Here is a 24,456-nt window from a genome sequence, read left to right as displayed (position 1 = left end):
CTAGACTTCCCGCTCAGGCAGGCAGAGCGGGCGGTTGGCGTCGGCGCGGATGAAGTCGACGATCTCCATGACTTCCGGATTGCCAGCATGGATCTCGGCCACGTCGTCCAGGCGCTCCTGGAAGGTGCCTTCGTCGGCGAACATCAGGCGATAGGCCGCGCGCAGCGCGTTGATGGTCTCGCGCGAGAAGCCCCGGCGCTTGAGGCCGACCAGGTTCAGTCCCTCGAGGTGAGCGTGGTTGCCCCAGACCGAGCCGTACGGGATGACATCCTTGGTCACCGCGGCCAGGCCGCCGATGAAGCTATAGCGGCCGATGCGCGAAAACTGGTGCGCGGCGGCCAGGCCGCCCATGAACACATAGTCGCCGATCGACACGTGGCCGCCCAGGGTCGCGCCCTTGGCCAGCACCACGAAGTCGCCGACGATGCAGTCGTGGGCCACGTGCGAGCCGACCATGTACAGGCCGTCCGAACCGATCGTGGTCACGCCACGACCCGAGGCCGTGCCGGTGTGCATGGTCACGTGCTCGCGGATGATGTTGCGCGGGCCGATCAGCAGTTCTGTCTTCTCACCCTTGTGCCCCAGGTGCTGGGGCGGACCGCCCAGATTGGCGAAGGGGTGGACGACGCAGTTCTCGCCCAGGGTCGTCGCGCCTTCCACCACCACGTGCGACAGCAGGCGTACGCCCGCCTCCAGGGTCACGTCCGGGCCGACGATGCTGTAGGGCCCGATCTGGACGTCCGAGGCGATCTTGGCCTCGGGAGCGACGATGGCGGTGGGATGGATCGTCATGCCTTGGGCCCCGTCTCGACGACCATGGCGGCGAACTCGACCTCGGCCGCGACCTTGTCGCCGACCTTGGCCACGCCCTTGAACTTGAAGATCGACGAGCGGGCGCGCAGCACCTCGACTTCCATGCGGATCACGTCGCCGGGGCGCACGGGCGTGCGGAAGCGGGCGTTGTCCACCGACATGAAGAAGATGGTCTTGCCCTCGGTATCGACCTCCAGGCTCTTGCTCATCAGCACCGCGCCCGTCTGGGCCAAGGCCTCGATGATCAGCACGCCGGGCATCACCGGATTGCCTGGGAAGTGGCCCTGGAAGAAGGGCTCGTTGACCGTCACGCACTTGATGCCGACGATCGACTTGTGGGCCTGGTAGTCCTCGGCGCGATCGACCAGCAGGAACGGATAGCGGTGCGGGATACGCGCCAGGATCTCGGCGATGTCGATGTCGGTCCGCACCGTTTGCTCGGTGTTCTCGGTCATTGTCAGCCCTTCGTCCCTCGGCCGCCCGCCATGCGCGACAGCCATGCGGTCTCCCGAAGCCACCGCTTGAGCGGTCGCGCCGGGAAGCCCGTCCAAGTTTCACCTTCCGGCACGTCCTTGAACACCGAGGCGGCCGCCCCGATGCTCGCGCCCGAGCCGATGTTCAAGTGGTCGGCGACGCCGGCCTTGCCGCCGAATGCGACGCCGTCGCCGACGACCGTACTGCCCGACAGCCCCGTATAGGCCGCCAGCACGCAATTGCGTCCTACACGGACGTTGTGCGCGACATGCACCAGGTTGTCGATCTTGGTGTTCTCGCCAACCGTCGTATCGGCGAACGCGCCGCGGTCGACGCAGCTGTTGGCGCCGATCGTGACATTGTCCTGAATGACCACCCGGCCCAGCTGAGGCATGTCGACCATGCCCCGCGGCCCGGCGGCGGCGCCGAAGCCCGCCTCACCCAGCACGGCGCCCGCGGAAATGGAAACCCGGTCGCCCAGCAGAGCGAAGCCGATCACGGCGTTGGCGCCGACCACGCAGTCGCGGCCGATCAGAACGCCCGGACCGATCACGGCCCCGGGGCCGATCCGTGTGCCGCGCCCGATGCGAGCGCCCTGCCCGATCGTCACGTTCGGTGACAACAGGACGCCGTCCTCGATCTCGGCTTCAGGATGAATAGCGGCCGCGCCAGCCTGATGGCGGCGCGGCGCGTGCAAGCGATTGGCGGCGGCGGCCCAGGCGGCCTGCGGATGCCGGGTGACCAAGGCGTCGCAGGACGCGGGCAGAAAATCCTTGTGTTCCGGACGCACGAAACAGGCGCCGGCCTGGGTGGCCCCGGCGGCGTCCTTGCGCTTAGCATCGGAAAAGAAGGTGATCGCGTGCGCGTCGGCCGTGTCGAGCGGCGCGGCATGGGCGATCAGGCGGTCGCCCCAAGCCGCGTCCGCCAGTTCGGCGGCGCCGGCCCGGGCCAACTCGGAAAGCGACGCCGGACCCGGGCTATCGAAGAAACGCGGGTCCGGCATGGCTCCTCACGGCAAAAACGCTCCCCCTAGGTAAACCCAAGGGAGACGATTCGCTTACTTATTGGACGGCTGCAGCGCGGCGGCGCCCGGGAGCTGCTGGTCCAGACGCTCGCGATCGAAGGTCAGCGTCTTGATGCGGGCGTCCAGAGCGGTCACCACGGCGGGCGTGATGTCCATGGCCGGGTTGGCCAGCAGGACGCCCTCGCGGTCGACCAGGATGCTGCACTTGGCGGCCTGGTAGGCCTGCTTAATCGGCGTATCCATCTCTTGATAGATGCGCGACATGGCCTTCTGCTCGGTGGCTTCAACTTCGCGCTGGCGCAGCTGAGCCTTGCGCTGCCAGGCGTTGGCCTTGACCTGCAGGGCGGCGGCCTGCTGCTCCAGGGCGTCCTGGGCCGTGGTCGCCTTCTTGGCGTCCAGGGCCTTGCCTTCGTTCTCCAGAGCGGTGCGCTCACCCCTCAGTTCGGCCTCGACCTGCTGAGCGATGGTCTGCAGGCGCGCGTTGACCGCCTTGCCGACCTGCGAGCCGCCAACGGCGCCCGGAGTCGACAGGATGCAGACGCCCGGCAGAGCCGGACCGTGCGTGATGGCCGGAGCGGCAGGCGCGGCGGCGGGAGCCGTCTGGGCCGAAGCGCTGGTCGCGATAGCGAGGGCGACGACGCTGGACGCGGCCGCGGACAGGAACTTGGACATGTTTATTGGAACCTTGTGGAGGTGGAGAACCGGAACGTTTCGGTTCGGTCGTAGCTTTCCTTGGCCAAAATACGGCTGATATCGAATCGAATGGGACCCATGGGGGACTTCCAGTCGATCGAGATACCGGCCGTGGCACGCAGGCCGAGGTTATCCTTGATGTTGGGATCGAAGACGCCGGGCGACCTCTGGCGATCCACGTCATCCAGCAGACCGGCCGTACCCACGTCGCTGAACAGGGCGGCCTTGATGCCGTACTGCTCGGGCAGGAAGGTCGGGACGGTCAGCTCGAAGGTGCTGATGGCGTAAAGCTTGGCGCCCATCGAGTTGTTGGTGCTCGAGATGTCGCGCGGACCGATACCGGCGATCTCGAAGCCGCGGAACGAGGTGCCGCCGCGATAGAAGCGGTCGTTGATGCGGACGTTGTCGCCGCCCCAGCCCTCGATATAGCCGAACGAACCGGTGGCGCTGAACACCAGGTCCTTGGTGAAGCCCCAGTACCAGCCGGCGTCGGCTTCGGTCTTGAGGTACTTCACGTCGCCGCCGATGCCGGCCAGATCCTGGTTCAGGTCGGCGAACCAGCCGCGAGTCGGGTTGATCGGGTCGTTGCGCTTGTCGATGCGCAGGCCATAGCCGATCAGCGAGGTGATGTAGGCGCCGCGCTGCAGGCAGAGGATCTGCGACACCGAGCCGGTGGTGCAGAGGCTGTCGGCCACGTCCACGTTATCCTGGCGGATCGTGTAGCGCAGGTTCATCGACGCGTCGTTGGTCAGCGGGAAGCCGAAGCGGACGTCGCCGCCGACCGACTTGGTGTCGTAGGCCGCGTAGTCCGACAGGTCGTAGCGGAAGGTGTACAGGTTCACGCCGGCGACCAGGTTGCGACCCAGGAAGCGCGGCTCGGAGAAGCCGAAATCGATCTGCTGGCGCAGCGAACCGACCGAGGCGCGGGCGCGCAGGTTCTGGCCGCGACCGCGGAAGTTCCGCTCGGTGATGCCGACGTCCAGCACCAGCTTGTCGATCGAGCTGTAGCCGGCGCTGAACGACAGTTCGCCGGTCGGCTGCTCTTCGACCTTGACCCGCAGGGCCGTGCGGTCCGGAGCCGAGCCCGGCGCGTCCTCGATCTCGACTTCCTTGAAGAAGCCCAGACGGCGGATGTTGTTCTTCGAACGGTCGACCAGCACGCGGTTGTAGGCGTCGCCTTCAGCCACTTCCAGCTCGCGGCGCAGGACATAGTCCAGCGTGCGGGTGTTGCCGACGATGTCGATACGATCGACGTAGACGCGCGGACCTTCACGGACCTGGAAGACGACGTCGACGGTCTTGGTTTCGCGGTTGGGCACGTACTTGGGGCGCACATCCACGAAGGCGAAGCCGGCGGCGCCCGCCGCGAAGGTCAGGGCGTCGGTGGCCTGCTCGATCTTCTCGTCTTCGTACAGCTGGCCGGCGCGGATCGGCAGGATCTGGGCCAGCAGGTTGCCGTCCAGCTTCTTCAGTTCCGTTTCGACCGTGACCTTGCCGAACTTGTACTTCGGACCCTCGTCCAGGGTGTAGGTGACGGCGAAGCCGTTCTTGTCCGGCGCCAGTTCGGCCACGGACGAAACGACTCGGAAGTCGAAGAAGCCGCGGTTGCGGTAGTGCTTGCGCAGCTGCTCGCGGTCGTACTCGATCCGGTCGGGGTCATAATTGTCGTTGCTGGTCAGGATCTTGTACCAGCGGCTTTCCTTGGTCACGACCACGTCGCGCAGGTCGTTGTCCGAGTACTCGCTGTTGCCCAGGAAGTTGATGCCCAGGACGCCGCTCTTGGGGCCCTCGGCAATTTCGAACACCAGGTCGACGCGCTTTTGCGGCAGTTCGACTACCTTGGGCGTCACGGTCGCCGAGATGCGGCCCGAGCGGCGGTACAGTTCGATGATGCGCTGGACGTCGGCCTGCACCTTGGCGCGGGTGAAGATGCCGCGCGGGCGGATCTGCACTTCGTCCTTCAGCTTGTCTTCCTTCAGGGACGAGTTCCCCTCGAAGACCACCTGGTTGATGATCGGGTTTTCCACGACCTTCACGACCAGGTCGCCGCCCTGCATCTCGATCTTCACGTCGGCGAACAGGTCGGTGCGCGCCAGGGTCTTCAGCGCCAGGTCGAGGCGCTGGCTATCGACCGTGTCGCCCGGCTGGATCGGCAGATAGGACAGAACCGTGCCCTGCTCGATGCGCTCGTTGCCTTGCACGACGATGCGCGACACCACCCCGGTCTGGGCGGACTGCGCGAAGGCCTGCTGCGGAGCCACCAGGGCCGTCGAGCCGAGGAGCAGCGCCATACCCGTGGCGAACGCGGCGCTGTGGGCGCGAAGTTTGTTCATGTGACCAATCATGGACGGAGGGCGAGCGCTGTTCACGTGAACAGGCCGCCGATGAATTTGAACACGTCGTAGCGGTTGAGGTCGTTCCACGCCGCGAACAGCATGAAACCCAGGATCAAGGCAAGCCCCGCGCGGAAACCGGCGGCTTGGAAATCCGCCCGCAAGGGACGTTTGGCGATGGCTTCGTAGGCGTACATCAAGAGATGGCCGCCATCGAGGACGGGGATCGGCAGCAGGTTCATGAACCCGATGCTGACCGACAGGCTGGCGATCAGCAGCATCGACGAGATGAAGACGCGCAGCACCATGGTGGCGACATCCGGCGCGCCTTGGGCCGAGGCCTTGGTGACGGCGCCGGCCGTATGGCCAATGCCGATCAGGCCGCTGATCTGGTCGGCGGGCAGCTGACCGGTGACCAGACGCCCCAAATAGAAGCCGATCGTCTTGATCATGCCCCAGACTTCGACGGTCGCGTCGGGAATGGCGCCGAGCACGGTCGAGCGCTTGAACTGGCTGCGGCTGACATTCTCGATGCCCAGCTGCCCCGTCTTCATGCGACCGGTGATCTTGTCCTGGATCTCGACCAGGCGCGGGGTGGCGGTCAGGTGGATCTGCTGCTCGCCGCGCGTGACCGTAAAGTTGATCGGCAGGTTCGCGCGTAGCGACACATAGCCCTGCAGGTCCTGGAAGGTGGCGATCTTGCGACCGTCGGCGGCGGTGATCACGTCACCGGCCTTGAACCCAGCCACCGCGGCGGGACCGCCGGGCGCGACGCCGTTGACGACCGCGGCGCGCTGCGGCGAGCCGACCATCACCAGGAAGACGGCCATGATCAGGATGGCCAGCACGAAATTCGAGATCGGCCCCGCCGCGGCGATGATCGCCCGCTGCCAGACCGGCTTGAAATGGAAATACTTGGCGACGCCCTCTTCGCCTTCCCGGCGCACGATCGACTCGCGCATCGCGTCCAGATTGTCCTGGTCGGGCACGCTGGCGGCGTTCTCGTCGCCCGAGAAGCGCACATAGCCGCCCAGCGGAATCGAGGCGATCCGCCACTCGACGCCCTGCTTGTCACGCCACGAGACCAGCGGTGGGCCGAAACCCAGCGAGAAACAGTCGATCGCCACCCCGCACGCACGCGCGGCCCAATAGTGCCCCAGCTCGTGGATGGTCACCACGACGGACAGCACGAAGACCGTGGACAGGATGAAGATCAAAGCGTCGGTCATGAGATGGCCGGGTCCCCCGGGTCAGCGCCCGCGATGCTTTTGCGCGACAACCTCGGCCGCAATGCGGCGAGCGCTGGCGTCAATCATCATCGCGTTTTCGACCGCGTCGTCATTATCCGTGGCGGACAGAGTGCCAAGACTGTTCATGCGCTCGAGGGTCCCCGCCACCGAGGCGGCAATATCGAGAAACCCGATACGCCGGTCAAGGAAGGCCGCCACGGCGACCTCGTTGGCGGCATTCATAACGGCCGGAGCCGCGCCGGCCAGCCGAAGCGCCTCTCGGGCGATCTCGATCGACGGGAAGCGGTCCAGGTCGGGCGATTCGAAGGTCAGCTGACCATAGGCGGCCAGGTCCAGGCGCTTGGCGGGCCAAGGCAGGCGGTCGGGCCAGGCGAAGGCGCAGGCGATCGGCGGGCGCATGTCGGGCGCGCCCAGCTGGGCGAGCGTCGAGCCGTCGGCGTACTCCACCAGGCTATGGATCACGGACTGGGGATGGATCACGACGTTGACGCGGTCTTCCGGGGTTCCGAACAGGTACGAGGCTTCGATCATCTCGAGCCCCTTGTTCATCATCGTCGCGGAATCGACCGAAATCTTGGCGCCCATCGACCAGTTCGGGTGGGCGATGGCCTGTTCCGGGGTCGCCGCGGCCATGGCGGCCTTGTCCCAGGTGCGGAACGGACCGCCCGAGGCGGTCAGGATCAGCCGCGACACCCGGTGGGCGCAGTCGGGCTGCAGCACCTGGAATATTGCGGAATGTTCGGAGTCGACCGGAATCACCGAGCCGCCGGCCGCCTTGGCGATGGCCAGCAGGGCCGGACCGGCGCAGACGAGGCTTTCCTTATTGGCCAGGGCGATCACGGCCCCGGTGCGGGCGGCGGCCAGGGTCGGCGCCAGACCCGCCGCGCCGACGATGGCCGACATCACCCAGTCCGCGCCCATCGCGGCGGCCTCGTTGATCGCCGACGCACCGGCGGCGGCGCGTACGCCCGTTCCGGCCAAGCCGTCCTTCAGCTGCTGGAGCTTGGTTTCGTCCTCGATCACCGCGACCTGAGGCCGCCAGCGCAGCGCCTGCTCGATCAGGCGCTCGACATTGCGTCCCGCCGTCAGGGCCAGGATCTCGACCGGCGCGCCGGATTCTTCGAAAAGGCTCAGGGTGGAAAGGCCGATCGATCCGGTCGAACCCAGCACCACCACCTTACGGGGGTTGGTCAATGGGCCCATCCCACATGGTCGATCAGGCGGACGGCGGCGACGACGATCGCCGCGAACATCAGCCCGTCGACGCGATCCAGCAGGCCGCCGTGGCCCGGAATGATGTCGCCGCTGTCCTTCACGCCGAAGCGGCGCTTGAGCATCGATTCCCAAAGGTCACCGGCCATGGTGGCCAGGCCGCCCAGCAGGCCGACCAGGGCCGCGGCGGGCCAAACCAGCTTCAGATGAGCGAAGTGAGCCACCAGCACGGCGCCGATCGTCGCCGCCACCAGTCCGCCGATGAAGCCCGACCAGGTTTTGTTGGGCGAGATCTGGGGCCACAGTTTGGGGCCCTTCAGAATGCTGCCGGTCACATAAGCAAAGATGTCGGCGAACCAGGTCACCACGAACAGCAGCAGCGTCCACCACAGGCCGTCGGACAGCGAGCGGACCCAGACCAGGGCGATGACGGCCGGGGCGATATAGACAACGCCATAGGCCGCATCGGCCCGGCGCTCGACCGCGCCCCGCGCGATCAGGCCGGCCAGAAACGCGCCAACCAGCACGACCGACCAGGCGATGAAGAACAGATGCAGATAGGCGGCGGCGACCGCGATGGCGCAGAACAGGCCGACCACGCCGCCGACGGCATTGGGCGCCTTGGGCGCGCTGATCTTGCCCCACTCGCGCGCCAGCAGCGCGGTGCAGACCAGGGCCAGGGCCAGGAACCAGAAGTTACCCAGCCAGACGGCGGCCACGACCGTAGGCACGAGCACGGTGGCCGAAACCACGCGCGTCTTCAGATTGCCCCAGTTGAAGCGCTTAGCCGGCGACGGCGACGTCATCGGCCGCGATCCCTCCATAACGTCGATCGCGACGGCGATAGTCGGCGATGGCGGCGGCCAGGGCCTCGGGGCCGTAGTCGGGCCACAGCACGTCCTGGAACACCAGCTCGGCGTAAGCGCACTCCCACAGCAGGAAGTTGGAAATGCGGCGCTCGCCGCTGGTGCGCACGATCAGGTCCGGAGCCGGCGAAGACGACGTCGACAGGAACCGCTCGAACGTCTCCTCGGTCAGGTCAGAGGCCTTGGCCTCGCCCCGCTCGACCTTCTCGGCGAAGGCTCGCGCGGCGTCGGTGATGTCGGCCTGACCGCCGTAGTTGAAGGCCACCTGCAGGGTGAACTCGGTATTGCCGGCGGTGCGTTTCTCGGCCCGGTCGATGACCTCGGCGATATCGGCCGACAAGCCGGTGCGACGGCCGATGATACGAACACGAACGCCCGCCTTGGCCAGGCGCTCGAGATCCGATTCGACATAGGCCTTGAGCAGGCTCATCAGCTCGGAGACCTCGTGCGCCGGCCGGCGCCAGTTCTCGGTCGAGAAGCCGAAGACCGTCAGCACGCCGACGTTCTGGCTCTGGGCGCCCTCGACGGTGCGTTTCAGGGCGTTGACGCCGGCCCGGTGACCCAGGACGCGCGGCATCCCCCGCTGCTTCGCCCAGCGGCCGTTGCCATCCATGATAATGGCCACGTGCAGACGTTGGCCGGACGCGCCATCGGCGCGTTCCGAAACGTTCTGCAGACCGGTGGTCGCCGGCATTGTCTTCAACCTTCCCTCGTCGTCTCCCCACTAACTCTCAAGGGAGGCGATTAGACCTGCATGATCTCTTGTTCTTTGATTTTCAAGGCCTCGTCGACCCGCTTGATGGCTTCGTCGGTCATCTTCTGGACCTCGGTTTCCATCTTCTTGCGTTCGTCCTCGGCGATAGCGCCGTCCTTCTCGGCCTTCTTCAGGTCGTCATTGGCGTCGCGACGGACGTTACGGACGGCGATCTTCTGCTGCTCGGCGTACTTGCCGGCGATCTTCGAGAGATCCTTGCGGCGCTCTTCGGTCAGCGGCGGGATCGGAATGCGCAGGTTCTGACCTTCGACGACCGGGTTCAGGCCCAGGCCCGACGCGCGGATCGCCTTCTCGACCGAGACGACGACGCCGCGATCCCAGACGCTGACATTGATCTGGCGCGGCTCGGGCACGCTGACCGAGGCCACCGCGTTCAGCGGCGTGGTCGAGCCGTAGGCCTCGACCATCACCTGGTCCAGCAGGCTGGCCGACGCGCGGCCGGTGCGCAGGCTGCCGAACTCTTCCTTCAGAGCGGCGACGGCCTTGTCCATGCGATCGCGGTAGCGCGACAGGACGGGTTTTTCGGCGGCGGCCATGAGGCTCTCCTCGCTTCTATATGATTAGGCGGCGCGGTCGGAGACCACGGTGTGCGTCCCCTCGCCTCGCAGGACGTTCAGCAGGTTGCCGCGCCCCTTGATCGAGAAGACCACGATCGGAATGTTGCTGTCGCGCATCAGCGCCACGGCCGAGGCGTCCATGACCCGCAGATCCTTGGCCAGGACGTCCATGTAGGTCAGGTGGTCGTAGCGCTCGGCCGCCGGATCCTTCTTGGGGTCGGCGGTGTAGACGCCATCGACGCTGGTGCCCTTGAACAGGGCGTCGCACTCCATCTCGGCCGCGCGCAGGGCCGCGGCGGTGTCGGTGGTGAAGTACGGGTTGCCGGTGCCGGCGGCGAAGATCACCACCCGGCCCTTTTCCAGGTGACGCTGAGCGCGGCGGCGGATGTAGGGCTCGCAGACCGTAGCCATCGGGATGGCCGACTGCACGCGGGTCTGGACGCCGATGCGCTCCAGGGCGTCCTGCATGGCCAGGGCGTTCATCACGGTGGCCAGCATGCCCATATAGTCGGCGCTGGACCGCTCCATGCCCTTGGCCGCGCCGGCCATGCCGCGGAAGATGTTGCCGCCGCCGATCACCAGGCACAGCTCGACGCCGGACTTCATGATCTCGGCCACGTCCTGGGCCACGGCGGAAACGGTGTTGGTGTCGATACCGTAGGGCGTGTCGCCCATCAGGACCTCGCCGGACACCTTCAGCAGGATGCGGCGGTATTTCTGAGGTGCGTTGGTATCGGACATGGGACCGCTATTCCTGAGTCGTCGGCACGCACATTACGGTGCGTTCTACAGAAGTGGGATGTGTTTTGCCAACCAGGCTTCGCAGCCATACGGCAGGCGCAAAAAGGGCGCGGCGCGCGTCTAGACGCGCCGCGCCCTAATTGTTTGTCAGAAGCCCCTGAAGGCCCCCGACGGCAAGCCTTAGGCTTGGCCGGTCATCGAAGCGACTTCGGCGGCGAAGTCGTCTTGCTTCTTTTCCACGCCTTCGCCCAGGGCCAGACGGGTGAAGCCCTTCACGGTGATCGGGGCGCCCAGGGTCTTGGCGGTCTCGGCGACCAGCTGCTCGACGGTCTGGTCCGGGTTCATGACGAAGGCTTGCTTCAGCAGCACGACTTCTTCCAGGAACTTGCGGATACGGCCTTCGATCATCTTTTCGACGACGGCGGCCGGCTTGCCCGATTCCAGAGCCTGCTCGGTGAACACGGCCTTTTCACGCTCGATGGCGGCCGGGTCCAGATCGTCCGGCGACAGCGACAGCGGGGCGGTCGCGGCCACGTGCATGGCGATCTTGCGGCCCAAGTCGCGCAGAGCGGCTTTGTCGCCGGTCGACTCGACGGCCACCAGCACGCCGATGCGGCCCAGGTCCGGCGCGGTGGCGTTGTGGATGTACGAGGCGACGACGCCGTTCTCGACCGTCCACTTGGCGGCGCGACGCACCATCATGTTCTCGCCGATCGTGGCGATCAGGTTGGTCAGGTGGTCCTGCACGCTCTCGCCGCCGGCCAGCTTGGCCGCGGTGATGGCGTCGACCGAACCGTCGGTGCTCAGAGCCGCGCCGGCGATCTGACGAGCAGCGCCCTGGAACAGGTCGTTGCGCGACACGAAGTCGGTTTCGGCGTTCACTTCGACGGCCGTGGCGGTTTCGCCGGCGCCTTGCTCGGCGGTGGCGACGGCCACCAGGCCTTCGGCGGCGGCGCGGTCAGCCTTCTTGGCGGCCTTGGACAGGCCCTTGGCGCGCAGCCAGTCGATGGACGCTTCGATGTCGCCGTTGTTTTCCGACAGCGCCTTCTTGCAGTCCATCATGCCGACGCCGGACTTTTCGCGCAGTTCCTTGACGAGGGCGGCGGTGATCTCAGCCATCGAAAATCTCCAGATTCAAACGGTTAGCGACCGGGCTTCTAGCCCGCCATAGTCTCTAATGCATAGCGACCGGGCTATTAGCCCGGTCGCATGTCAGGGGCGCGACGGTCCCGCATCCCGGCCCAGCCGGGATGGAGACACGTAGGGAAATCAGCCTTCGGCCGATTCCGCGGCGGCTTCCGGAGCTTCCGGAGCCAGTTCGCGGGCCAGGGCCGGCTCGACCGGAGCCACCGAGGCGCCCAGGTCGACGCCCGAGGCGGCTTGACCAGCGGCCAAGCCGTCCAGGACGGCGTCGGCGATCAGGTCGCAATACAGTTGCAGCGCGCGGGCGGCGTCGTCGTTACCCGGGATCGGATAAGTGATGCCGTCCGGATCGCAGTTGGTGTCGAGGATAGCGACGACCGGGATGTTCAGCTTGCGGGCTTCCAGGATCGCGATCGCTTCCTTGTTGGTGTCGATCACGAACATGATGTCGGGGATGCCGCCCATGTCCTTGATGCCGCCCAGCGACAGTTCCAGCTTGTCGCGCTCGCGCGTCAGCTGCAGCAGTTCCTTCTTGGAACGGCCCAGGGCTTCACCGGCCAGCACGCCTTCCAGTTCGCGCAGACGAGCGATCGAGCCCGAAACGGTGCGCCAGTTGGTCAGGGTGCCGCCGAGCCAGCGGTGGTTCACGTAGTACTGGGCGCAGCGCTTGGCGGCCGTGGCGACCGGGTCGCTGGCCTGGCGCTTGGTGCCGACGAACAGCACGCGGCCGCCGGCGGCGGCGACTTCACGGACCTTCACCAGGGCTTGGTGCAGCAGCGGGATCGACTGCGACAGGTCGATGATGTGGATGTTCGAGCGCGAACCGAAGATGTAGCGGTCCATCTTCGGGTTCCAGCGGTGCGTCTGGTGGCCGAAGTGGGCGCCGGCTTCCAGGAGCTGACGCATGGAGAATTCGGGAAGAGCCATCGGGCCTTTATCCTTTTTCCGGTTGAACCTCCGCGGACACCCCCGTTCCAGACCATTCTGGAGCGGGACCGGAACGGCGACGCCGGGATGTCTCCCCGGTGCAACCGAACGTCCACGTGTGGAATGGCGGCGCAAATAGTCTCTCGGGGACCAAAAGGCAAGCCCCGACCGCATTTTCCGGCCGCCTCCAGCCCCTTCGCCGCCCCAAGGATGCCTTGTCCGGCCGCCGAACCGCACGATCATCCCCGGAAGGCGCGGTCCTTCACCGACGCTCCACAGTCCCTCCGCGAAGGCGTCGTCGTTCCGACACAGAGCCGCGGCGCAATCGATGCGTCTTCACCCGGAAAACGCCGGAGGATGTCAGATGCTGGCGGTCTTCGACCTGGACGGAACCTTGCTGGACGGCGATTCCACGGCCTTGAGGCCTTGGCATCGGGTAAGGGGGTCGCCGCTTCGTGCGCTCGCGGTCATGGCGGCGCTGCCACTGGCTGGCCCCATGGTCGCCCTGCCCCGTACCCGTCGCGCCGGAGCCTCGTTTCTACTGTGGATCGCCACGGCCGGGCTCTGCGAAACCGGCTTACGCCGCCCCTGCGACCAGTTCGGCGAGTCGTTTCGGACGGGACGAAACGCCCTGTCCTGGCGCGCCGGGGACCGCGTCGTGGTGGTCACGGCCGCTCCGGCTATCCTGGCCAGGACACTGATCGGGCCGCTGGGCCATCCGATCGAGGTGCTGGGCGCCTCATTGAAGCGCCGCGCCGGCGGTTGGGTCGCCGACATCCACTGCCGCCACCAGCGCGAATGTCAGGCCCTGGCCGAAGCCGGCCACGGCGAGTACTGGGGCTACGCCTATACCGACAGCCTCGACGACCTGCCGCTGCTACGCGGCGCGGACCGACCGGTGATCGTCAAGGGCGGCAGGGCGGCCGAGCGACGACTATTCCGGGCGGGGCTGGCGAATGGATGCGCGGCGGCCTGGTAGTGAGGGTCCCGCCGCGGACGCCAGCCCCATTGCGGACATCCGCTCGCGAACGCATTCTTGACCGATGCGGCCGCCAGAAGAGTTCCTGACCGACCGGCTGCGGCTCCGCCCGGTCGAATGCTCGGACGCCCCGGCGATCTTCCAAACCTATGCGGGCGAGGCTGCGCCAACGCGGTTCATGCCCGTCGTCCGCCATCGCGATGAGGCCGATAGCCAGGCCTTCGCCGTGCGCTGCGAAGACTGCTGGACATCCGGCTCGGCCTTCCCCTGGGCCATCATCGAAAAGGTCTCCGGGCGCTTCGCAGGCGTCATCGAACTGCGACTGTCGCCGCCGAAGGCCGATTTCGGCTACATCCTAGGCGAGTCCTTCTGGGGTCGGGGCTTGGCCACCGAAGCAGCGTCGACCGTCGTGGCTTGGGCGATAGCCCAGCCGGACATCTTCCGCGTCTGGGCCACCTGCCATCCCGACAACGCCGCGTCAGCCGCCGTTCTTCGCAAGGCGGGCCTGAACTATGAAGCCACACTCGCCAACTGGGAAGCGCGCCCCCAGCTGGGAGAGGCGGCGGGACCAAGCGACTGCTACGCCCTGACAAGGTCGCCGCGATAGTGGCTTTCAGCCGACCTGACGCTGGCGCCTTGCCGCTCAGGCCTTCAGAACGACTTGCCGTCCACCTGCTGCGGCTTCAGCGCGAACACATCGACGTCGTCAAGGGCGCGGACATTGATCGCCACCATCTGCTGGCCGTTCGGCGCGGTTCCACGCCCAAACGACTGAATGCCGCAGGTCTCGCAGAACAGGTGCGTGATCTTGTGGGTGTTGAACTGGTACTCGGTCAGGGCGTCCTCGCCGCTTCGCAGCTCGAAGTCATCGGCGCCCGCGAAAGCCATGACTGCGCCCAGCTTGCCGCAGCGCGAGCAATTGCAGCTGATCAGGTCGTCCAGTCCGACCTCGACCGTGAAACGCACACGCCCGCACTGACATCCGCCCTCATGCGTGGCCATCGGCCTTCTCCCTGTTCGTGGCCCGCTTCGGGCTCATTCACACGTCCATCAGCGCCAAGTTCTATCGAGAGTTCGAATCCCTCTCACACCGACAAGTCCAGCGCTCGCACCAAAATAGGAAAATATTCCTACACATCTTCCAGCAGCGCCACGCCCGGCGCGGTCTTCAGCGCGCCCCGCAGAGCCGCATCCAGCGAATACCGCCCCGGCAGGCGCAGCTCGATCTCGCGACCGCCGCCAATCGCGGCGACGAAGGTGACCTCGCCGCCCTTCTGGCCCTGGGCCGGCTCCAGGCGGCGCTTGAGCGCCTCGATCTCGGTGGCCGACGGCGACAGGTGGACCCGCAGACCGGCCACGACGTTCTCGATAGCCTTCTCGAGCGGTTCGGCGTCGTCGCCGAAGAAACGGACCTCGCCGTCCCGAGCCTTGGCGCGGACCTTGATGACCACGGCCTTGCCCGGTTCCAGCACGTCACGACACTTGCGCAGGCTCTCGGGCGGGAACAGCACCTCGTACTCACCGGACGGATCCGACAATGAGACGAAGGCGAATTTTTCACCGCTCTGCGAGGCGCGCTCCTGGCGGCGACGGACCACGCCGCACATGCGCAGGGCTTCCATGCCGGCCTCGGCCTGCCCCATGGCCTCGGTCACAAGGGCCACGCGCCGGCGGCGCAGCATGCCGACCACGTCTTCCAGCGGGTGACCGGTCAGGTAGAAGCCGACGGCCGACAGCTCTTCGTCCAGCAGGTCGACCTGGTTCCAGTTCTCGGTCTTGGACAGGCGCGGACGCCCCGCCCCTGGATCAGAGCCGAACAAACCGCCCTGCCCGCCCTGGCGATCGGCGTGGCAGCTCTGGGCGTGGGCGATCAGCACGTCGGCCGAGGCCACGATCTGGGCGCGGTTCTTGTGGATCTGGTCGAAAGCCCCGGCCCGCGCCAGGTTTTCGATGGCGCGCTTGTTGACCTGCTTGGGATCGATGCGCTCGACGAAGTCGAAGATGTCGCGGAACGGTCCGCCCTCGTCGCGGATCGCCACCAGGTGCTTCATCGCTTCCAGACCGACGTTGCGGATGGCGCCCAGGGCGTAAAGCACCTCGCCGTTCTCGACCTCGAAGTCGGCGCCCGAGACATTGACGTCCGGGGCCCGGACATTGATCTCGAACTTGCGAGCGTCCTGGTGGAAGACGGCCAGCTTGTCGGTGTTCGACAGATCGAGGCTCATCGACGCGGCGAAGAACTCGACCGGCGTGTTCGCCTTCAGCCAGGCCGTCTGGTACGAGATGAAGGCATAGGCGGCGGCGTGCGACTTGTTGAAGCCGTAGCCGGCGAACTTGGCCACCAGTTCGAAGATCGAGCCCGACTGTTCCTCAGGGACGTTCTTTTCCTTGGCGCCGGAGACGAAACGGATCTTCTGGAGATCCATCTCCTCCTTCTTTTTCTTACCCATCGCGCGACGCAGAAGGTCGGCTTCGCCCAGGCTGTAGCCCGCCAGGATCTGGGCGATCTGCATCACCTGTTCCTGGTAGACGATGACGCCGTAGGTCTCCTTCAGCACCGTCTCCAGCGATGGGTGCAGGGTGTCGACGGGCTTTCGGCCGAACTTACAGTCGACGAAGGTATCGATGTTATCCATCGGGCCCGGGCGATAGAGCGAGATCAGCGCGGTGATCTCCTCGATCGAGCCGCAGCGCATCTTGCGCAGCGTGTCCCGCATGCCCTGGCTTTCCAGCTGGAACACGCCGACCGTCTGGCCGGAAGCGAGCAATTCGTAGGTCGTGGTGTCGTCAAAGGGCAGCTTGCCCAGGTCGATCTCGAAGCCGCGCTTCTTCAGGTGCTTCACCGCGCGGTCCAGCACGGTCAGGGTCTTCAGGCCCAGGAAGTCGAACTTCACCAGGCCGGCGCTTTCGACCCACTTCATGTTGAACTGGGTGGCCGGCAGGTCCGAGCGCGGATCCTTGTACAGCGGAGTCAGCTGGGTCAGCGGCCGGTCGCCGATCACGACGCCGGCGGCGTGGGTCGAGGCGTTGCGGAACAGGCCTTCCAGCTGCAGGGCAACGTCCAGACAGGCCGAGACGTTGGCGTCTTCCTTCTTGGCCTGCTTCAGGCGCGGCTCCAGGTCGATGGCCTGGGCCAGGGTCACCGGCGCGGCCGGGTTGTTGGGCACCATCTTGCAGAGACGGTCGACCAAACCCAGCGGCAGCTGCATCACGCGGCCGACATCGCGCAGCACGGCGCGGGCCTGCAGCGAACCGAAGGTGATGATCTGGGCCACGCGGTCGCGGCCGTACTTCTCCTGCACGTAGGAGATCACCTCTTCGCGTCGCTCCTGACAGAAGTCGACGTCGAAGTCGGGCATCGAAACCCGCTCGGGATTGAGGAAGCGCTCGAACAGCAGGCCGAACCGCAGCGGGTCCAGGTCGGTGATGGTCAGCACCCAGGCGACCAGCGAACCGGCGCCCGAACCCCGCCCCGGACCAACCGGAATGCCGTGGTTCTTACCCCATTTGATGAAGTCCGAGACGATCAGGAAGTAGCCGGGGAACCCCATCTTCTCGATGATGTTCAGCTCGAACTCGAGCCGCTTCTCATACTCCTCCAAAGTGGCCGACATCGTCAGCCCTTCGAGGCGCATCTTCAGGCCCTCGCGCGCCTGGTAGCGCAGCTCCTCGGCTTCGTTACGGCCATCGCCGGTCGGGAAGCTAGGCAGGATGGGATCGCGCTTGTGCACCATGAAGGCGCAGCGGCGGGCGATATCCAGGGTGTTGTCGCAGGCTTCCGGCAGGTCGGAGAACAGCTTGCGCATGTCCGCCGCCGGCTTGAACCAGTGTTCGGGCGTGACGCGGCGACGCTCGTCCTGTCCGACGAACGAGCCGTCGGCGATGCACAGCAGCGCGTCGTGCGCGTCGTAGAAGTTTTCCTTGGCGAAATAGACGTCGTTGGTGGCGACCAGCGGCACGTCATGGTCATAGGCCCAGTTGACCAGGCCCGCCTCGGCGGCCGCCTGCTTGGGCAGGCCGTGGCGTTGCAGCTCGACATAGAACCGGTCACCGAACACCCGGTGCATCTCGGCCAGGGCGGCCGACGCCTCGGCGTTCTTGCCTGCGGCATAAAGGGCGTCGACCGGACCGTCCGTGCCGCCCGACAGCATGATCAGGCCTTCGCTGTACTCGGCGACCTTGGCCCACGGCACGACCGGTTCAGGCAGTTCGGCGCTGTCGAGATAGGCGATCGACGACAGCTCGGAGAGGTTCAGATAGCCCAGCTCGTTCTGGGCCAGCAGCATGATCGTCGGCGCGCGGGCCCAGCGCTCGGTCGGGCCGCCGCCGATGCCGGTGACGGGAATGGCGCAGCCGATGATCGGCTGGACCCCCGCGTCCTTGGCGTAGGACGAATATTCCAGCGCCCCGAACAGGTTGGCCCGGTCGGCGATCGCCGCCGCCGGCATGCCCGCCGCGGCGGCCAGCTTGCCGATCTGGTCGGCCTTGATGGCGCCCTCGAGCAGCGAATAGGCCGAGCGGACCCGCAGGTGGACGAAACCCTGTCCTTCCCCGTCCGCCATGACCGACCTCCGCTACACGACCAAAAGACTCAGGCCACCAGTTGGGCGACCGTACACATCATCCATACGAAGCTGGCGACCGACACAAGGGCCAGAGACTCACGCGCGATACGGATCATCGGAACCTCCACAGATTTCTTGTTTTGTTCCATATTCCGGTTTTGTTCTGTTCACAAGATGTTCCGCGACGTTCCACCACATTTTCTTCGCCCGAGTCACTCGATAGGCGCCCCGTCCCTATGGCCAAGCCCGCCGGATCGGTTCAGATCGGCGCCATGCGCCTGATCATCGACACCGACACCGCCGGCGACGACGTCTTCTCCCTGATGCTCGCCCTCACCCGCCCCGGCGTGACCGTCGAGGCCATCACCATCGCCCACGGCAATGTCGGCTTCGTCCAGCATGCCGAGAACGCCCTGGTCACGCTGGAGCAATGCGGCAAGGCCGGCGTGCCGGTCTATCTGGGCGCCCAGGCGCCGTTCACGCGCGCGCCATTGGACGCCGCCTATGTGTTCGGCCACGACGGCATGAGCGACAGCGGCTTTCCAGAAGCCGCCCAGCGCCCCGCCGACGGCCACGCGGTCGACGAGCTGGTGCGGCGGATCATGGACGCGCCCGGAGAGATCACCCTGATCGCCCAGGCGCCGCTGACCAACATCGCCCTGGCCTATCTGCGCGAACCGCGCATCGCCAAGGCGCTGAAGCATCTGTGGGTCATGGGCGGCACGGACAATGGCGTCGGGAACGTCACCCCGGCCGCCGAGTACAATTTCTATGTCGATCCCGAGGCGGCCAAGATCGTCGTCAATGCCGGCTTCAACCTGTCGATCGCCACCTGGACCCTGACGCTGAACGACGGCCTGTGGAGCACCGCGCAACTGGCGGAGCTGGAAGCCCTGGGCACCGACAAGGCCAAGTTCTTCACCGACGTGAACCGCGCCTCGCTGGCCTTCGCCCGCGAGACCGAGGGACTGGACGGCAGCCTGCACCCGGACGCCCTCACCTGCGCCATCGCCCTGGATGAGCGCCTGATCCTGAAAGCCGAGGACTGCGTGGTCGACGTCGAGACCATGGGCGAGCTGACACGTGGCTACCTCAGCGTCTCACACTCTATCCTGCCGGACATCGAGATCGCCGACCCGGCCCTGAAGCGTCGGCCGCCCAATGCACGGGTGATCAAGAAGATCGATCAGGCCGGCTTTTTCGCCGCCATGAAACAGGCCCTGCTTTAACGCAATCGCAGCGGTCGTCCCGCAGTCTCCCTGTCATGGGGAGAGTGACTTCGACCGTTGTGGGGACGGCCCTGGTCTTGGCGAGCGCCGGTTCGGCTTGCGCGCAAGCGGACCTGTTCTCCCGCGACACCCTTTCGGGCCTGGTCGATCTGCGCCTGGCGGCTGCCGATGGCGAGACGTCCTGGATCGACGGCGGCCTGGGCAAGGCCCGGTTCGGCGACGATCACCAGGGCCTGCGCCTGGGCGAAGCCGCCCTAGTCTGGAACCCGCGCTTTTCCGACACCCTGTCGGCCGTGATCGTGGCCGAGAGTCAGGACGGCCAGCGGCATCTGGTCGACATGGGCGAAGGCTATCTAGCCTATCGTTCTCGGCCGGGCTCGGCTCTACGCCTTTCGGCCCGGGCCGGCGTGTTCTATCCGACGATCTCGCTGGAGCACGACGGCCTGGACTGGTCCGTGCCCGACACCATCACCCCTTCGGCGATCAACAGCTGGGTGGCCGAGGAGACCAAGGTCGTCGGGGTCGAGGCCACGATCCGGCGCAGCCTGGCCGGCCAGACTTTCGGGTTTACGGCCGGAGTGTTCAAGAACGGCGACACCTCGGGCACCGAATTGACCTTCCGCGGCTGGGCGCTGCACGACATCAAGTCGCCGGTGTTCGGTCGCTTCCCGCTGCCGCCCTTGGCCGGCCGCATGGCTTCTCGCCAGGCCCCGTCGACCACGCCCCTGGCCGAGATCGACGGCCGGTTCGGCTATTACGGCCGGATCGAGTGGCGGCCATCGTCGCGCCTGGCCTTCGACCTTTTCCGCTATGACAACGAAGGCGACCGCACCAGCGTCGACGCCAATCGCGAATGGTCGTGGGAGACCCGGTTCTGGAACCTCGGCATGCGCCTGGACCTGGACACCGTCGCGGTGAAGGCCCAGGTCATGACCGGCGAGACCCTGATGGGCTATTCGAACGCCTTCGGCATCTGGGCGGACGTCGGGTTCGAGGCGGCCTATGTCTCGGCCAGCAAGGCGCTGGGACCGGGCTCGGCGACCGCGCGCCTGGATCACTTCTCGACGACGGACCGCACCAACAAGGCCTTCGACAACAATGCCGAGCACGGCTGGTCGGGGCTGGCGGCCTATCGCTGGGACGTCAAGCCGAACGCCCAGATCGTGTTCGAGGCGCTGTATATCGACAGCTTCCGCCGTGATCGCACGCGGTTCGCCCTGGACCCTCGCCAGCGTCAGACGGTCGTGCAGACCGCCTTCCGCCATCAGTTCTAGCTGAAGCTTTGGGTTTCCAGGTGGCCGTCCTTCAGGGCGACCACGCGGTCCATGTAGCGGGCCAGTTCCATGTTGTGCGTGGCGATCACGGCCGCGACGCCCTGCTGGCGGCAGGTCTGGTACAGGGCCTGGAACACCGCCGCCGAGGTGGCCGGGTCCAGATTGCCGGTCGGCTCGTCGGCCAGCAGAAGCTTGGGATGATTGGCCAGGGCGCGGGCGATGGCGACGCGTTGCTGCTCGCCGCCGGACATCTGGGCCGGCTGGTGGGTCAGGCGGTGACCCAGGCCCAGACCTTCCAGCAGTTCCCGAGCGCGGCTCTCGGCTTCCTTGCGGCTCTTGCCGGCGATGGTCAGCGGCATGGCCACGTTCTCGATGGCCGAGAACTCGGGCAGCAGGTGGTGGAACTGGTAGACGAAGCCCACCGTGCCCAGACGGATACGGGTGCGGACGCGCTCGGACAGCTTGGAGCAGTCGCGGCCTTCCAGGGCCACCAGACCAGCGTCAGGCCGCTCGAGCAGACCCGCAGAGTGCAACAGCGACGACTTGCCCGAGCCCGAAGGCCCGATCAGGCCGACGACCTCGCCCGGATAAACGTCGATATCGACGCCGCGCAGCACCGGCAGCGGGCCAGCCTCGGTCTTGTAGACGCGCTCGACCCCACGTAGGGCCAGGATCGGATCACTCATAACGAAGCGCCTCCACCGGATCGAGACGCGAGGCGCGCCAGGCCGGCGGCAGGGTCGCCAGCACGCTGAACAGGGCCGACAGGGTCACGATGCCCGCGACCTCGGTCCAGTCGATCTTCGCCGGGATGTGCGAGAGCATGTAGACGTCGGCGCTGAAGACGGCCGTGCCGGTGGCCCATTCCACGAAGTTCTGGATGGGCGTGATGTAGGTGCAGAACAGCGCGCCCAGGGCCAGGCCGCACAGCGTGCCGGCCACGCCGATCGAGGCGCCGGCCATGACGAAGATCCGCAGGATCGCGCCCTGCCCCGCGCCCATGGTGCGAAGGATGGCGATGTCCTTGCCCTTGTTCTTCACCAGCATGACCAGGCTGGAGATGATGTTCAGGGTGGCGATGGCGACGATGCAGCCCAGGATCAGGCGCATGACCTTCCGCTCGACCTGCAGGGCGGTGAAGTAGCTGTGGTTCTTGTCCTGCCAGTCGCTGACCAGGGCGCCGGGGCCGCTGGCGACCTCGACGTCGTGCTTCAGCGCCTTGGCCTTGTCGGGGTCGTCGAGCTTGATCTCGACATAGTCGACCGAGGTGTCGCGGCCAAAGAACAGCTGGGCCTGGGCCAGCGGCATGTAGACGAAGGCCTCGTCGAACTGGCTCATGCCGACGCTGAAGACGCCGCCGACGATGTAGTTCTTTTCCTGGGTCGAGCTGCCGAAGGCGGTCGACGGGCCCGAGGGCGAGATCAGGGTGATGGGGTCACCAGGCTGCACGCCCAGGCTCTGGGCCATACGGTCGCCGATCAGCACGATCTCGCCGCCGTACTCGCCGACGCCGAAGCCGTCCATCGAGCCTTTCTTGATATTGCCGGCGATCAGCGACATGTGCCGCAGGTCGCTGGTGGTGACCCCACGCACGATGGCGCCGGTCACCTGGGTCGGGCCCAGCACCATGGCCTGGGCCTCGACCATCGGCGCGGCCTGGATGACGCCCGGCGCGGCCTTGATCCGGCGGATCACGGTGTCGCGGTCAGGGCCGTTGATCATCGGCGACTGGGCGTAGAGGTGGCCGTTGAAGCCGAGGATCCGGCCCAGCAGCTCGGCTCGGAAGCCGTTCATGACGCTCATCACGGTGATGAGGGCGAAGACCGCCAACATCACCGCGCTGAACGAGATGACCGAGATCAGCGCCACGCCGCCGTTCTTGCGCTTGGCGAACAGATACCGGCGAGCGACAGAGCGCTCCCAGCGACTGAAGGGACCGGCGGCGCGGGCGTCTGGCATCAGGCGGTCTTGCTCTTGGTCAGGCCGTCGAGGACGGATTCGAGCGAGGCGGTGTGACGCTCGCCGGTCTTGCGGTTCTTGATCTCGACCACGCCCTCGGCGATGCCCTTGGGGCCGACGATCAGCTGCCAGGGCAGACCGATCAGGTCCATGGTGGCGAACTTGGCGCCGCCGCGGGCGTCGGTATCGTCGTACAGCACGTCCTTACCGGCGGCCTTCAGCGCGTTGTAGGCGGTCTCGCAAGCCGCGTCGCAGGCAGCGTCGCCCTGCCGCATGTTGACGATGCCGACATCAAACGGCGCGACGCTTTCCGGCCAGATGATGCCGCCTTCGTCATGGCTGGCCTCGATGATCGCGCCTAGCAGACGCGAGACGCCGACGCCGTAGCTGCCCATCTGGGCCGGGACTTGCTGGCCATCCGGACCTTGGATCGTGGCCTTCATCGGCTCGGAATACTTGGTGCCGAACGAGAAGATGTGGCCGACCTCGATGCCGCGCGCCGACAGGCGGTCGCCTTCCGGCAGGGCGTTGAAGGCGGCTTCGTCGTGCATTTCCTCGGTCGCGGCGTACAGCGCCGTGCGCTGGTTCACCAGCGGCTGCAGATCGCCGTTGGCCCAATCCAGATCCGGACCGGGAGCCGGCATCTCGACCAGGTCCTTGTGGCAGAAGACGGCGCTTTCACCGGTCTCGGCCAGGACGATGAACTCATGGCTGAGGTCGCCGCCGATCGGGCCGGTGTCGGCGCGCATCGGCACCGCCTTCAGGCCCATCCGCGCGAACAGGTTCAGATAGGCCACGAACATGCGGTTGTAGGACTTGCGCGCGCCCTCGGCGTCGAGGTCGAAGCTGTAGGCGTCCTTCATCAGGAACTCACGGCCGCGCATCACGCCAAAGCGCGGACGGCGCTCGTCGCGGAACTTCCACTGGATGTTGTAGAGGTTCTTGGGCAGGTCCTTGTAGCTCTTGACCGAGGCGCGGAAGATGTCGGTGACGACTTCCTCGGCGGTCGGGCCGAACAGCAGCTCGCGCTTGTGACGGTCGGTGATGCGCAGCATCTCGTCGCCGTAGTCGTCGTAGCGACCGCTTTCGCGCCACAGCTCGGCCAGCTGGATGGTCGGCATCAAGAGCTCGATGGCGCCGGCGCGATCCATTTCCTCGCGGACGATCTGCTCGATCTTGTTCAGCACGCGCAGACCCAGTGGCAGCCAGGCATAGATGCCCGCCGCTTCCTGGCGGATCATGCCGGCGCGAAGCATCAGCTGGTGCGAAACGATCTGGGCGTCGGACGGTGCTTCCTTCAGCACCGGCAGGAAATAGCGCGACAAGCGCATGCGCGTGGAAACTCCGGGAATTCGAGAAGGGCCTGAGATAGCCCCTCCCCCGACAGCTTGGCAACGCGCGAGGCCAAACTAAGGCTCCGCCGTAGAAAAAAGAGAGGCCGCGCGGATCGCCGCGCGGCCTTTCAAGTCATCGTCGGGGAAGACGCCACAGAGCGAGACCGGCTAGGCCGATCTCCTGAAGTCACCTTACCGCCCGAACACGTGTTGGGGCACGGCCATCCATGGGAAGCGCTAACAATGAGGCGGTTCGCCCAAGCCTTGGGCGAATGCGGGCAAATCGACCGCTCCGCGCCCAAGGCTTG

Annotated in this window: 23 protein-coding genes and 1 pseudogene; 4 read left to right on the top strand and 20 right to left on the bottom strand. The window is 66.4% G+C overall.

Going from position 1 to position 24,456, the window contains the following annotated elements; all coding sequences use genetic code 11:
- From lpxA to rpsB, 13 genes are all read right to left on the bottom strand, one after another.
- Positions 1-792, bottom strand: coding sequence for an acyl-ACP--UDP-N-acetylglucosamine O-acyltransferase (gene lpxA / locus J7528_RS20280; RefSeq protein ID WP_291878200.1), 792 nt, complete (start codon positions 790-792; stop codon positions 1-3).
- The gene (fabZ, locus tag J7528_RS20275) at positions 789-1,268 is read right to left on the bottom strand and encodes a 3-hydroxyacyl-ACP dehydratase FabZ (protein WP_291878197.1); all 480 of its coding nucleotides are present in this window, start codon (positions 1,266-1,268) and stop codon (positions 789-791) included. The genes lpxA and fabZ overlap by 4 nt, the downstream gene beginning before the upstream one ends.
- A gap of 2 nt (positions 1,269-1,270) precedes the next feature.
- Positions 1,271-2,290: a UDP-3-O-(3-hydroxymyristoyl)glucosamine N-acyltransferase gene (gene lpxD, locus J7528_RS20270; protein ID WP_291878194.1), complete on the bottom strand. Its 1,020-nt coding sequence runs from the start codon at positions 2,288-2,290 to the stop codon at positions 1,271-1,273.
- A 54-nt stretch (positions 2,291-2,344) separates the two neighbouring features.
- Positions 2,345-2,983 (bottom strand): OmpH family outer membrane protein, encoded by a 639-nt coding sequence (locus tag J7528_RS20265; protein ID WP_291878191.1) that lies wholly within the window; start codon positions 2,981-2,983, stop codon positions 2,345-2,347.
- Between the two features lie 2 nt (positions 2,984-2,985).
- On the bottom strand, positions 2,986-5,349 hold the full coding sequence (gene bamA, locus J7528_RS20260; RefSeq protein WP_291878188.1) for an outer membrane protein assembly factor BamA: 2,364 nt from the start codon (positions 5,347-5,349) through the stop codon (positions 2,986-2,988).
- Between the two features lie 20 nt (positions 5,350-5,369).
- The gene (locus J7528_RS20255) at positions 5,370-6,566 is read right to left on the bottom strand and encodes a M50 family metallopeptidase (RefSeq protein WP_291878184.1); all 1,197 of its coding nucleotides are present in this window, start codon (positions 6,564-6,566) and stop codon (positions 5,370-5,372) included.
- Between the two features lie 21 nt (positions 6,567-6,587).
- Positions 6,588-7,790 (bottom strand): 1-deoxy-D-xylulose-5-phosphate reductoisomerase, encoded by a 1,203-nt coding sequence (gene dxr / locus J7528_RS20250; RefSeq protein WP_291878182.1) that lies wholly within the window; start codon positions 7,788-7,790, stop codon positions 6,588-6,590.
- A complete protein-coding gene (locus tag J7528_RS20245; protein WP_291878180.1) occupies positions 7,778-8,623 on the bottom strand; it encodes a phosphatidate cytidylyltransferase in 846 nt (281 codons plus the stop codon). Before J7528_RS20245 ends, dxr begins: the two co-directional genes overlap by 13 nt.
- The gene (gene uppS / locus J7528_RS20240; RefSeq protein ID WP_291878178.1) at positions 8,583-9,359 is read right to left on the bottom strand and encodes a polyprenyl diphosphate synthase; all 777 of its coding nucleotides are present in this window, start codon (positions 9,357-9,359) and stop codon (positions 8,583-8,585) included. Before uppS ends, J7528_RS20245 begins: the two co-directional genes overlap by 41 nt.
- Positions 9,360-9,409: 50 nt before the next feature.
- The gene (gene frr / locus J7528_RS20235; protein ID WP_291878176.1) at positions 9,410-9,976 is read right to left on the bottom strand and encodes a ribosome recycling factor; all 567 of its coding nucleotides are present in this window, start codon (positions 9,974-9,976) and stop codon (positions 9,410-9,412) included.
- Positions 9,977-10,000: 24 nt separating this feature from the next.
- Positions 10,001-10,738: a UMP kinase gene (pyrH, locus tag J7528_RS20230; RefSeq protein WP_291878175.1), complete on the bottom strand. Its 738-nt coding sequence runs from the start codon at positions 10,736-10,738 to the stop codon at positions 10,001-10,003.
- Positions 10,739-10,918: 180 nt separating this feature from the next.
- On the bottom strand, positions 10,919-11,857 hold the full coding sequence (gene tsf, locus J7528_RS20225) for a translation elongation factor Ts (protein WP_291878174.1): 939 nt from the start codon (positions 11,855-11,857) through the stop codon (positions 10,919-10,921).
- A 150-nt stretch (positions 11,858-12,007) separates the two neighbouring features.
- On the bottom strand, positions 12,008-12,808 hold the full coding sequence (gene rpsB, locus J7528_RS20220; RefSeq protein ID WP_291878173.1) for a 30S ribosomal protein S2: 801 nt from the start codon (positions 12,806-12,808) through the stop codon (positions 12,008-12,010).
- Between the two features lie 328 nt (positions 12,809-13,136).
- On the opposite strand from rpsB, the gene J7528_RS20215 reads away from it, so the two are divergent.
- Together J7528_RS20215 and J7528_RS20210 are read left to right on the top strand one after the other, a co-directional pair.
- On the top strand, positions 13,137-13,787 hold the full coding sequence (locus J7528_RS20215; protein ID WP_363270263.1) for a haloacid dehalogenase-like hydrolase: 651 nt from the start codon (positions 13,137-13,139) through the stop codon (positions 13,785-13,787).
- A 64-nt stretch (positions 13,788-13,851) separates the two neighbouring features.
- Complete coding sequence (locus J7528_RS20210) at positions 13,852-14,394, top strand: GNAT family N-acetyltransferase (protein ID WP_291878172.1); 543 nt, start codon at positions 13,852-13,854, stop codon at positions 14,392-14,394.
- A gap of 44 nt (positions 14,395-14,438) precedes the next feature.
- Here J7528_RS20210 and J7528_RS20205 read toward each other — a convergent pair whose 3' ends face one another.
- The 3 genes from J7528_RS20205 to sidA form a co-directional block, all read right to left on the bottom strand.
- Complete coding sequence (locus tag J7528_RS20205) at positions 14,439-14,789, bottom strand: GFA family protein (RefSeq protein ID WP_291878171.1); 351 nt, start codon at positions 14,787-14,789, stop codon at positions 14,439-14,441.
- Positions 14,790-14,917: 128 nt separating this feature from the next.
- Positions 14,918-18,349, bottom strand: coding sequence for a DNA polymerase III subunit alpha (dnaE, locus tag J7528_RS20200; RefSeq protein ID WP_291878170.1), 3,432 nt, complete (start codon positions 18,347-18,349; stop codon positions 14,918-14,920).
- A gap of 29 nt (positions 18,350-18,378) precedes the next feature.
- A complete protein-coding gene (gene sidA, locus J7528_RS20195; protein WP_156136740.1) occupies positions 18,379-18,468 on the bottom strand; it encodes a cell division inhibitor SidA in 90 nt (29 codons plus the stop codon).
- Between the two features lie 156 nt (positions 18,469-18,624).
- Between sidA and J7528_RS20190 the strand changes: the two genes are divergently transcribed.
- The gene (locus tag J7528_RS20190; protein WP_291878382.1) at positions 18,625-19,581 is read left to right on the top strand and encodes a nucleoside hydrolase; all 957 of its coding nucleotides are present in this window, start codon (positions 18,625-18,627) and stop codon (positions 19,579-19,581) included.
- A gap of 44 nt (positions 19,582-19,625) precedes the next feature.
- Positions 19,626-20,855: a hypothetical protein gene (locus J7528_RS20185; protein WP_291878165.1), complete on the top strand. Its 1,230-nt coding sequence runs from the start codon at positions 19,626-19,628 to the stop codon at positions 20,853-20,855.
- Here the strand turns inward: J7528_RS20185 and J7528_RS20180 are convergent.
- The 4 genes and pseudogenes from J7528_RS20180 to J7528_RS20165 form a co-directional block, all read right to left on the bottom strand.
- Positions 20,852-21,541: an ABC transporter ATP-binding protein gene (locus tag J7528_RS20180; RefSeq protein WP_291878162.1), complete on the bottom strand. Its 690-nt coding sequence runs from the start codon at positions 21,539-21,541 to the stop codon at positions 20,852-20,854. The two genes, J7528_RS20185 and J7528_RS20180, sit on opposite strands and share 4 nt — an antisense overlap.
- A complete protein-coding gene (locus J7528_RS20175) occupies positions 21,534-22,814 on the bottom strand; it encodes a lipoprotein-releasing ABC transporter permease subunit (RefSeq protein WP_291878159.1) in 1,281 nt (426 codons plus the stop codon). Before J7528_RS20175 ends, J7528_RS20180 begins: the two co-directional genes overlap by 8 nt.
- Positions 22,814-24,145: a proline--tRNA ligase gene (gene proS, locus J7528_RS20170; protein ID WP_291878156.1), complete on the bottom strand. Its 1,332-nt coding sequence runs from the start codon at positions 24,143-24,145 to the stop codon at positions 22,814-22,816. Before proS ends, J7528_RS20175 begins: the two co-directional genes overlap by 1 nt.
- A pseudogene (locus tag J7528_RS20165) lies at positions 24,112-24,450 on the bottom strand (hypothetical protein). The gene proS and the pseudogene J7528_RS20165 overlap by 34 nt, the downstream one beginning before the upstream one ends.
- Positions 24,451-24,456: the final 6 nt, after the last annotated feature.

Origin of the sequence: Caulobacter sp. (assembly GCF_017744445.1) — a bacterium.
Taxonomy (GTDB): domain Bacteria; phylum Pseudomonadota; class Alphaproteobacteria; order Caulobacterales; family Caulobacteraceae; genus Caulobacter.
Note: the sequence above shows the minus strand (reverse complement) of the source record. Positions and strands in the feature narration are given on the sequence as shown.

Bases quoted from the DNA above. Each gene is read 5' to 3' on its own strand.
- J7528_RS20265 (WP_291878191.1), bottom strand. From the start codon at position 2,983: ATGTCCAAGTTCCTGTCCGCGGCCGCGTCCAGCGTCGTCGCCCTCGCT.
- dnaE (WP_291878170.1), bottom strand. From the start codon at position 18,349: ATGGCGGACGGGGAAGGACAGGGTTTCGTCCACCTGCGGGTCCGCTCG.
- lpxD (WP_291878194.1), bottom strand. From the start codon at position 2,290: ATGCCGGACCCGCGTTTCTTCGATAGCCCGGGTCCGGCGTCGCTTTCC.
- proS (WP_291878156.1), bottom strand. From the start codon at position 24,145: ATGCGCTTGTCGCGCTATTTCCTGCCGGTGCTGAAGGAAGCACCGTCC.
- rpsB (WP_291878173.1), bottom strand. From the start codon at position 12,808: ATGGCTCTTCCCGAATTCTCCATGCGTCAGCTCCTGGAAGCCGGCGCC.
- uppS (WP_291878178.1), bottom strand. From the start codon at position 9,359: ATGCCGGCGACCACCGGTCTGCAGAACGTTTCGGAACGCGCCGATGGC.
- sidA (WP_156136740.1), bottom strand. From the start codon at position 18,468: ATGATCCGTATCGCGCGTGAGTCTCTGGCCCTTGTGTCGGTCGCCAGC.
- tsf (WP_291878174.1), bottom strand. From the start codon at position 11,857: ATGGCTGAGATCACCGCCGCCCTCGTCAAGGAACTGCGCGAAAAGTCC.
- J7528_RS20255 (WP_291878184.1), bottom strand. From the start codon at position 6,566: ATGACCGACGCTTTGATCTTCATCCTGTCCACGGTCTTCGTGCTGTCC.
- bamA (WP_291878188.1), bottom strand. From the start codon at position 5,349: ATGATTGGTCACATGAACAAACTTCGCGCCCACAGCGCCGCGTTCGCC.
- J7528_RS20190 (WP_291878382.1), top strand. From the start codon at position 18,625: ATGCGCCTGATCATCGACACCGACACCGCCGGCGACGACGTCTTCTCC.
- fabZ (WP_291878197.1), bottom strand. From the start codon at position 1,268: ATGACCGAGAACACCGAGCAAACGGTGCGGACCGACATCGACATCGCC.
- J7528_RS20180 (WP_291878162.1), bottom strand. From the start codon at position 21,541: ATGAGTGATCCGATCCTGGCCCTACGTGGGGTCGAGCGCGTCTACAAG.
- J7528_RS20205 (WP_291878171.1), bottom strand. From the start codon at position 14,789: ATGGCCACGCATGAGGGCGGATGTCAGTGCGGGCGTGTGCGTTTCACG.
- J7528_RS20245 (WP_291878180.1), bottom strand. From the start codon at position 8,623: ATGGAGGGATCGCGGCCGATGACGTCGCCGTCGCCGGCTAAGCGCTTC.
- frr (WP_291878176.1), bottom strand. From the start codon at position 9,976: ATGGCCGCCGCCGAAAAACCCGTCCTGTCGCGCTACCGCGATCGCATG.
- J7528_RS20210 (WP_291878172.1), top strand. From the start codon at position 13,852: ATGCGGCCGCCAGAAGAGTTCCTGACCGACCGGCTGCGGCTCCGCCCG.
- pyrH (WP_291878175.1), bottom strand. From the start codon at position 10,738: ATGTCCGATACCAACGCACCTCAGAAATACCGCCGCATCCTGCTGAAG.
- dxr (WP_291878182.1), bottom strand. From the start codon at position 7,790: ATGGGCCCATTGACCAACCCCCGTAAGGTGGTGGTGCTGGGTTCGACC.
- lpxA (WP_291878200.1), bottom strand. From the start codon at position 792: ATGACGATCCATCCCACCGCCATCGTCGCTCCCGAGGCCAAGATCGCC.
- J7528_RS20215 (WP_363270263.1), top strand. From the start codon at position 13,137: ATGCGTCTTCACCCGGAAAACGCCGGAGGATGTCAGATGCTGGCGGTC.
- J7528_RS20175 (WP_291878159.1), bottom strand. From the start codon at position 22,814: ATGCCAGACGCCCGCGCCGCCGGTCCCTTCAGTCGCTGGGAGCGCTCT.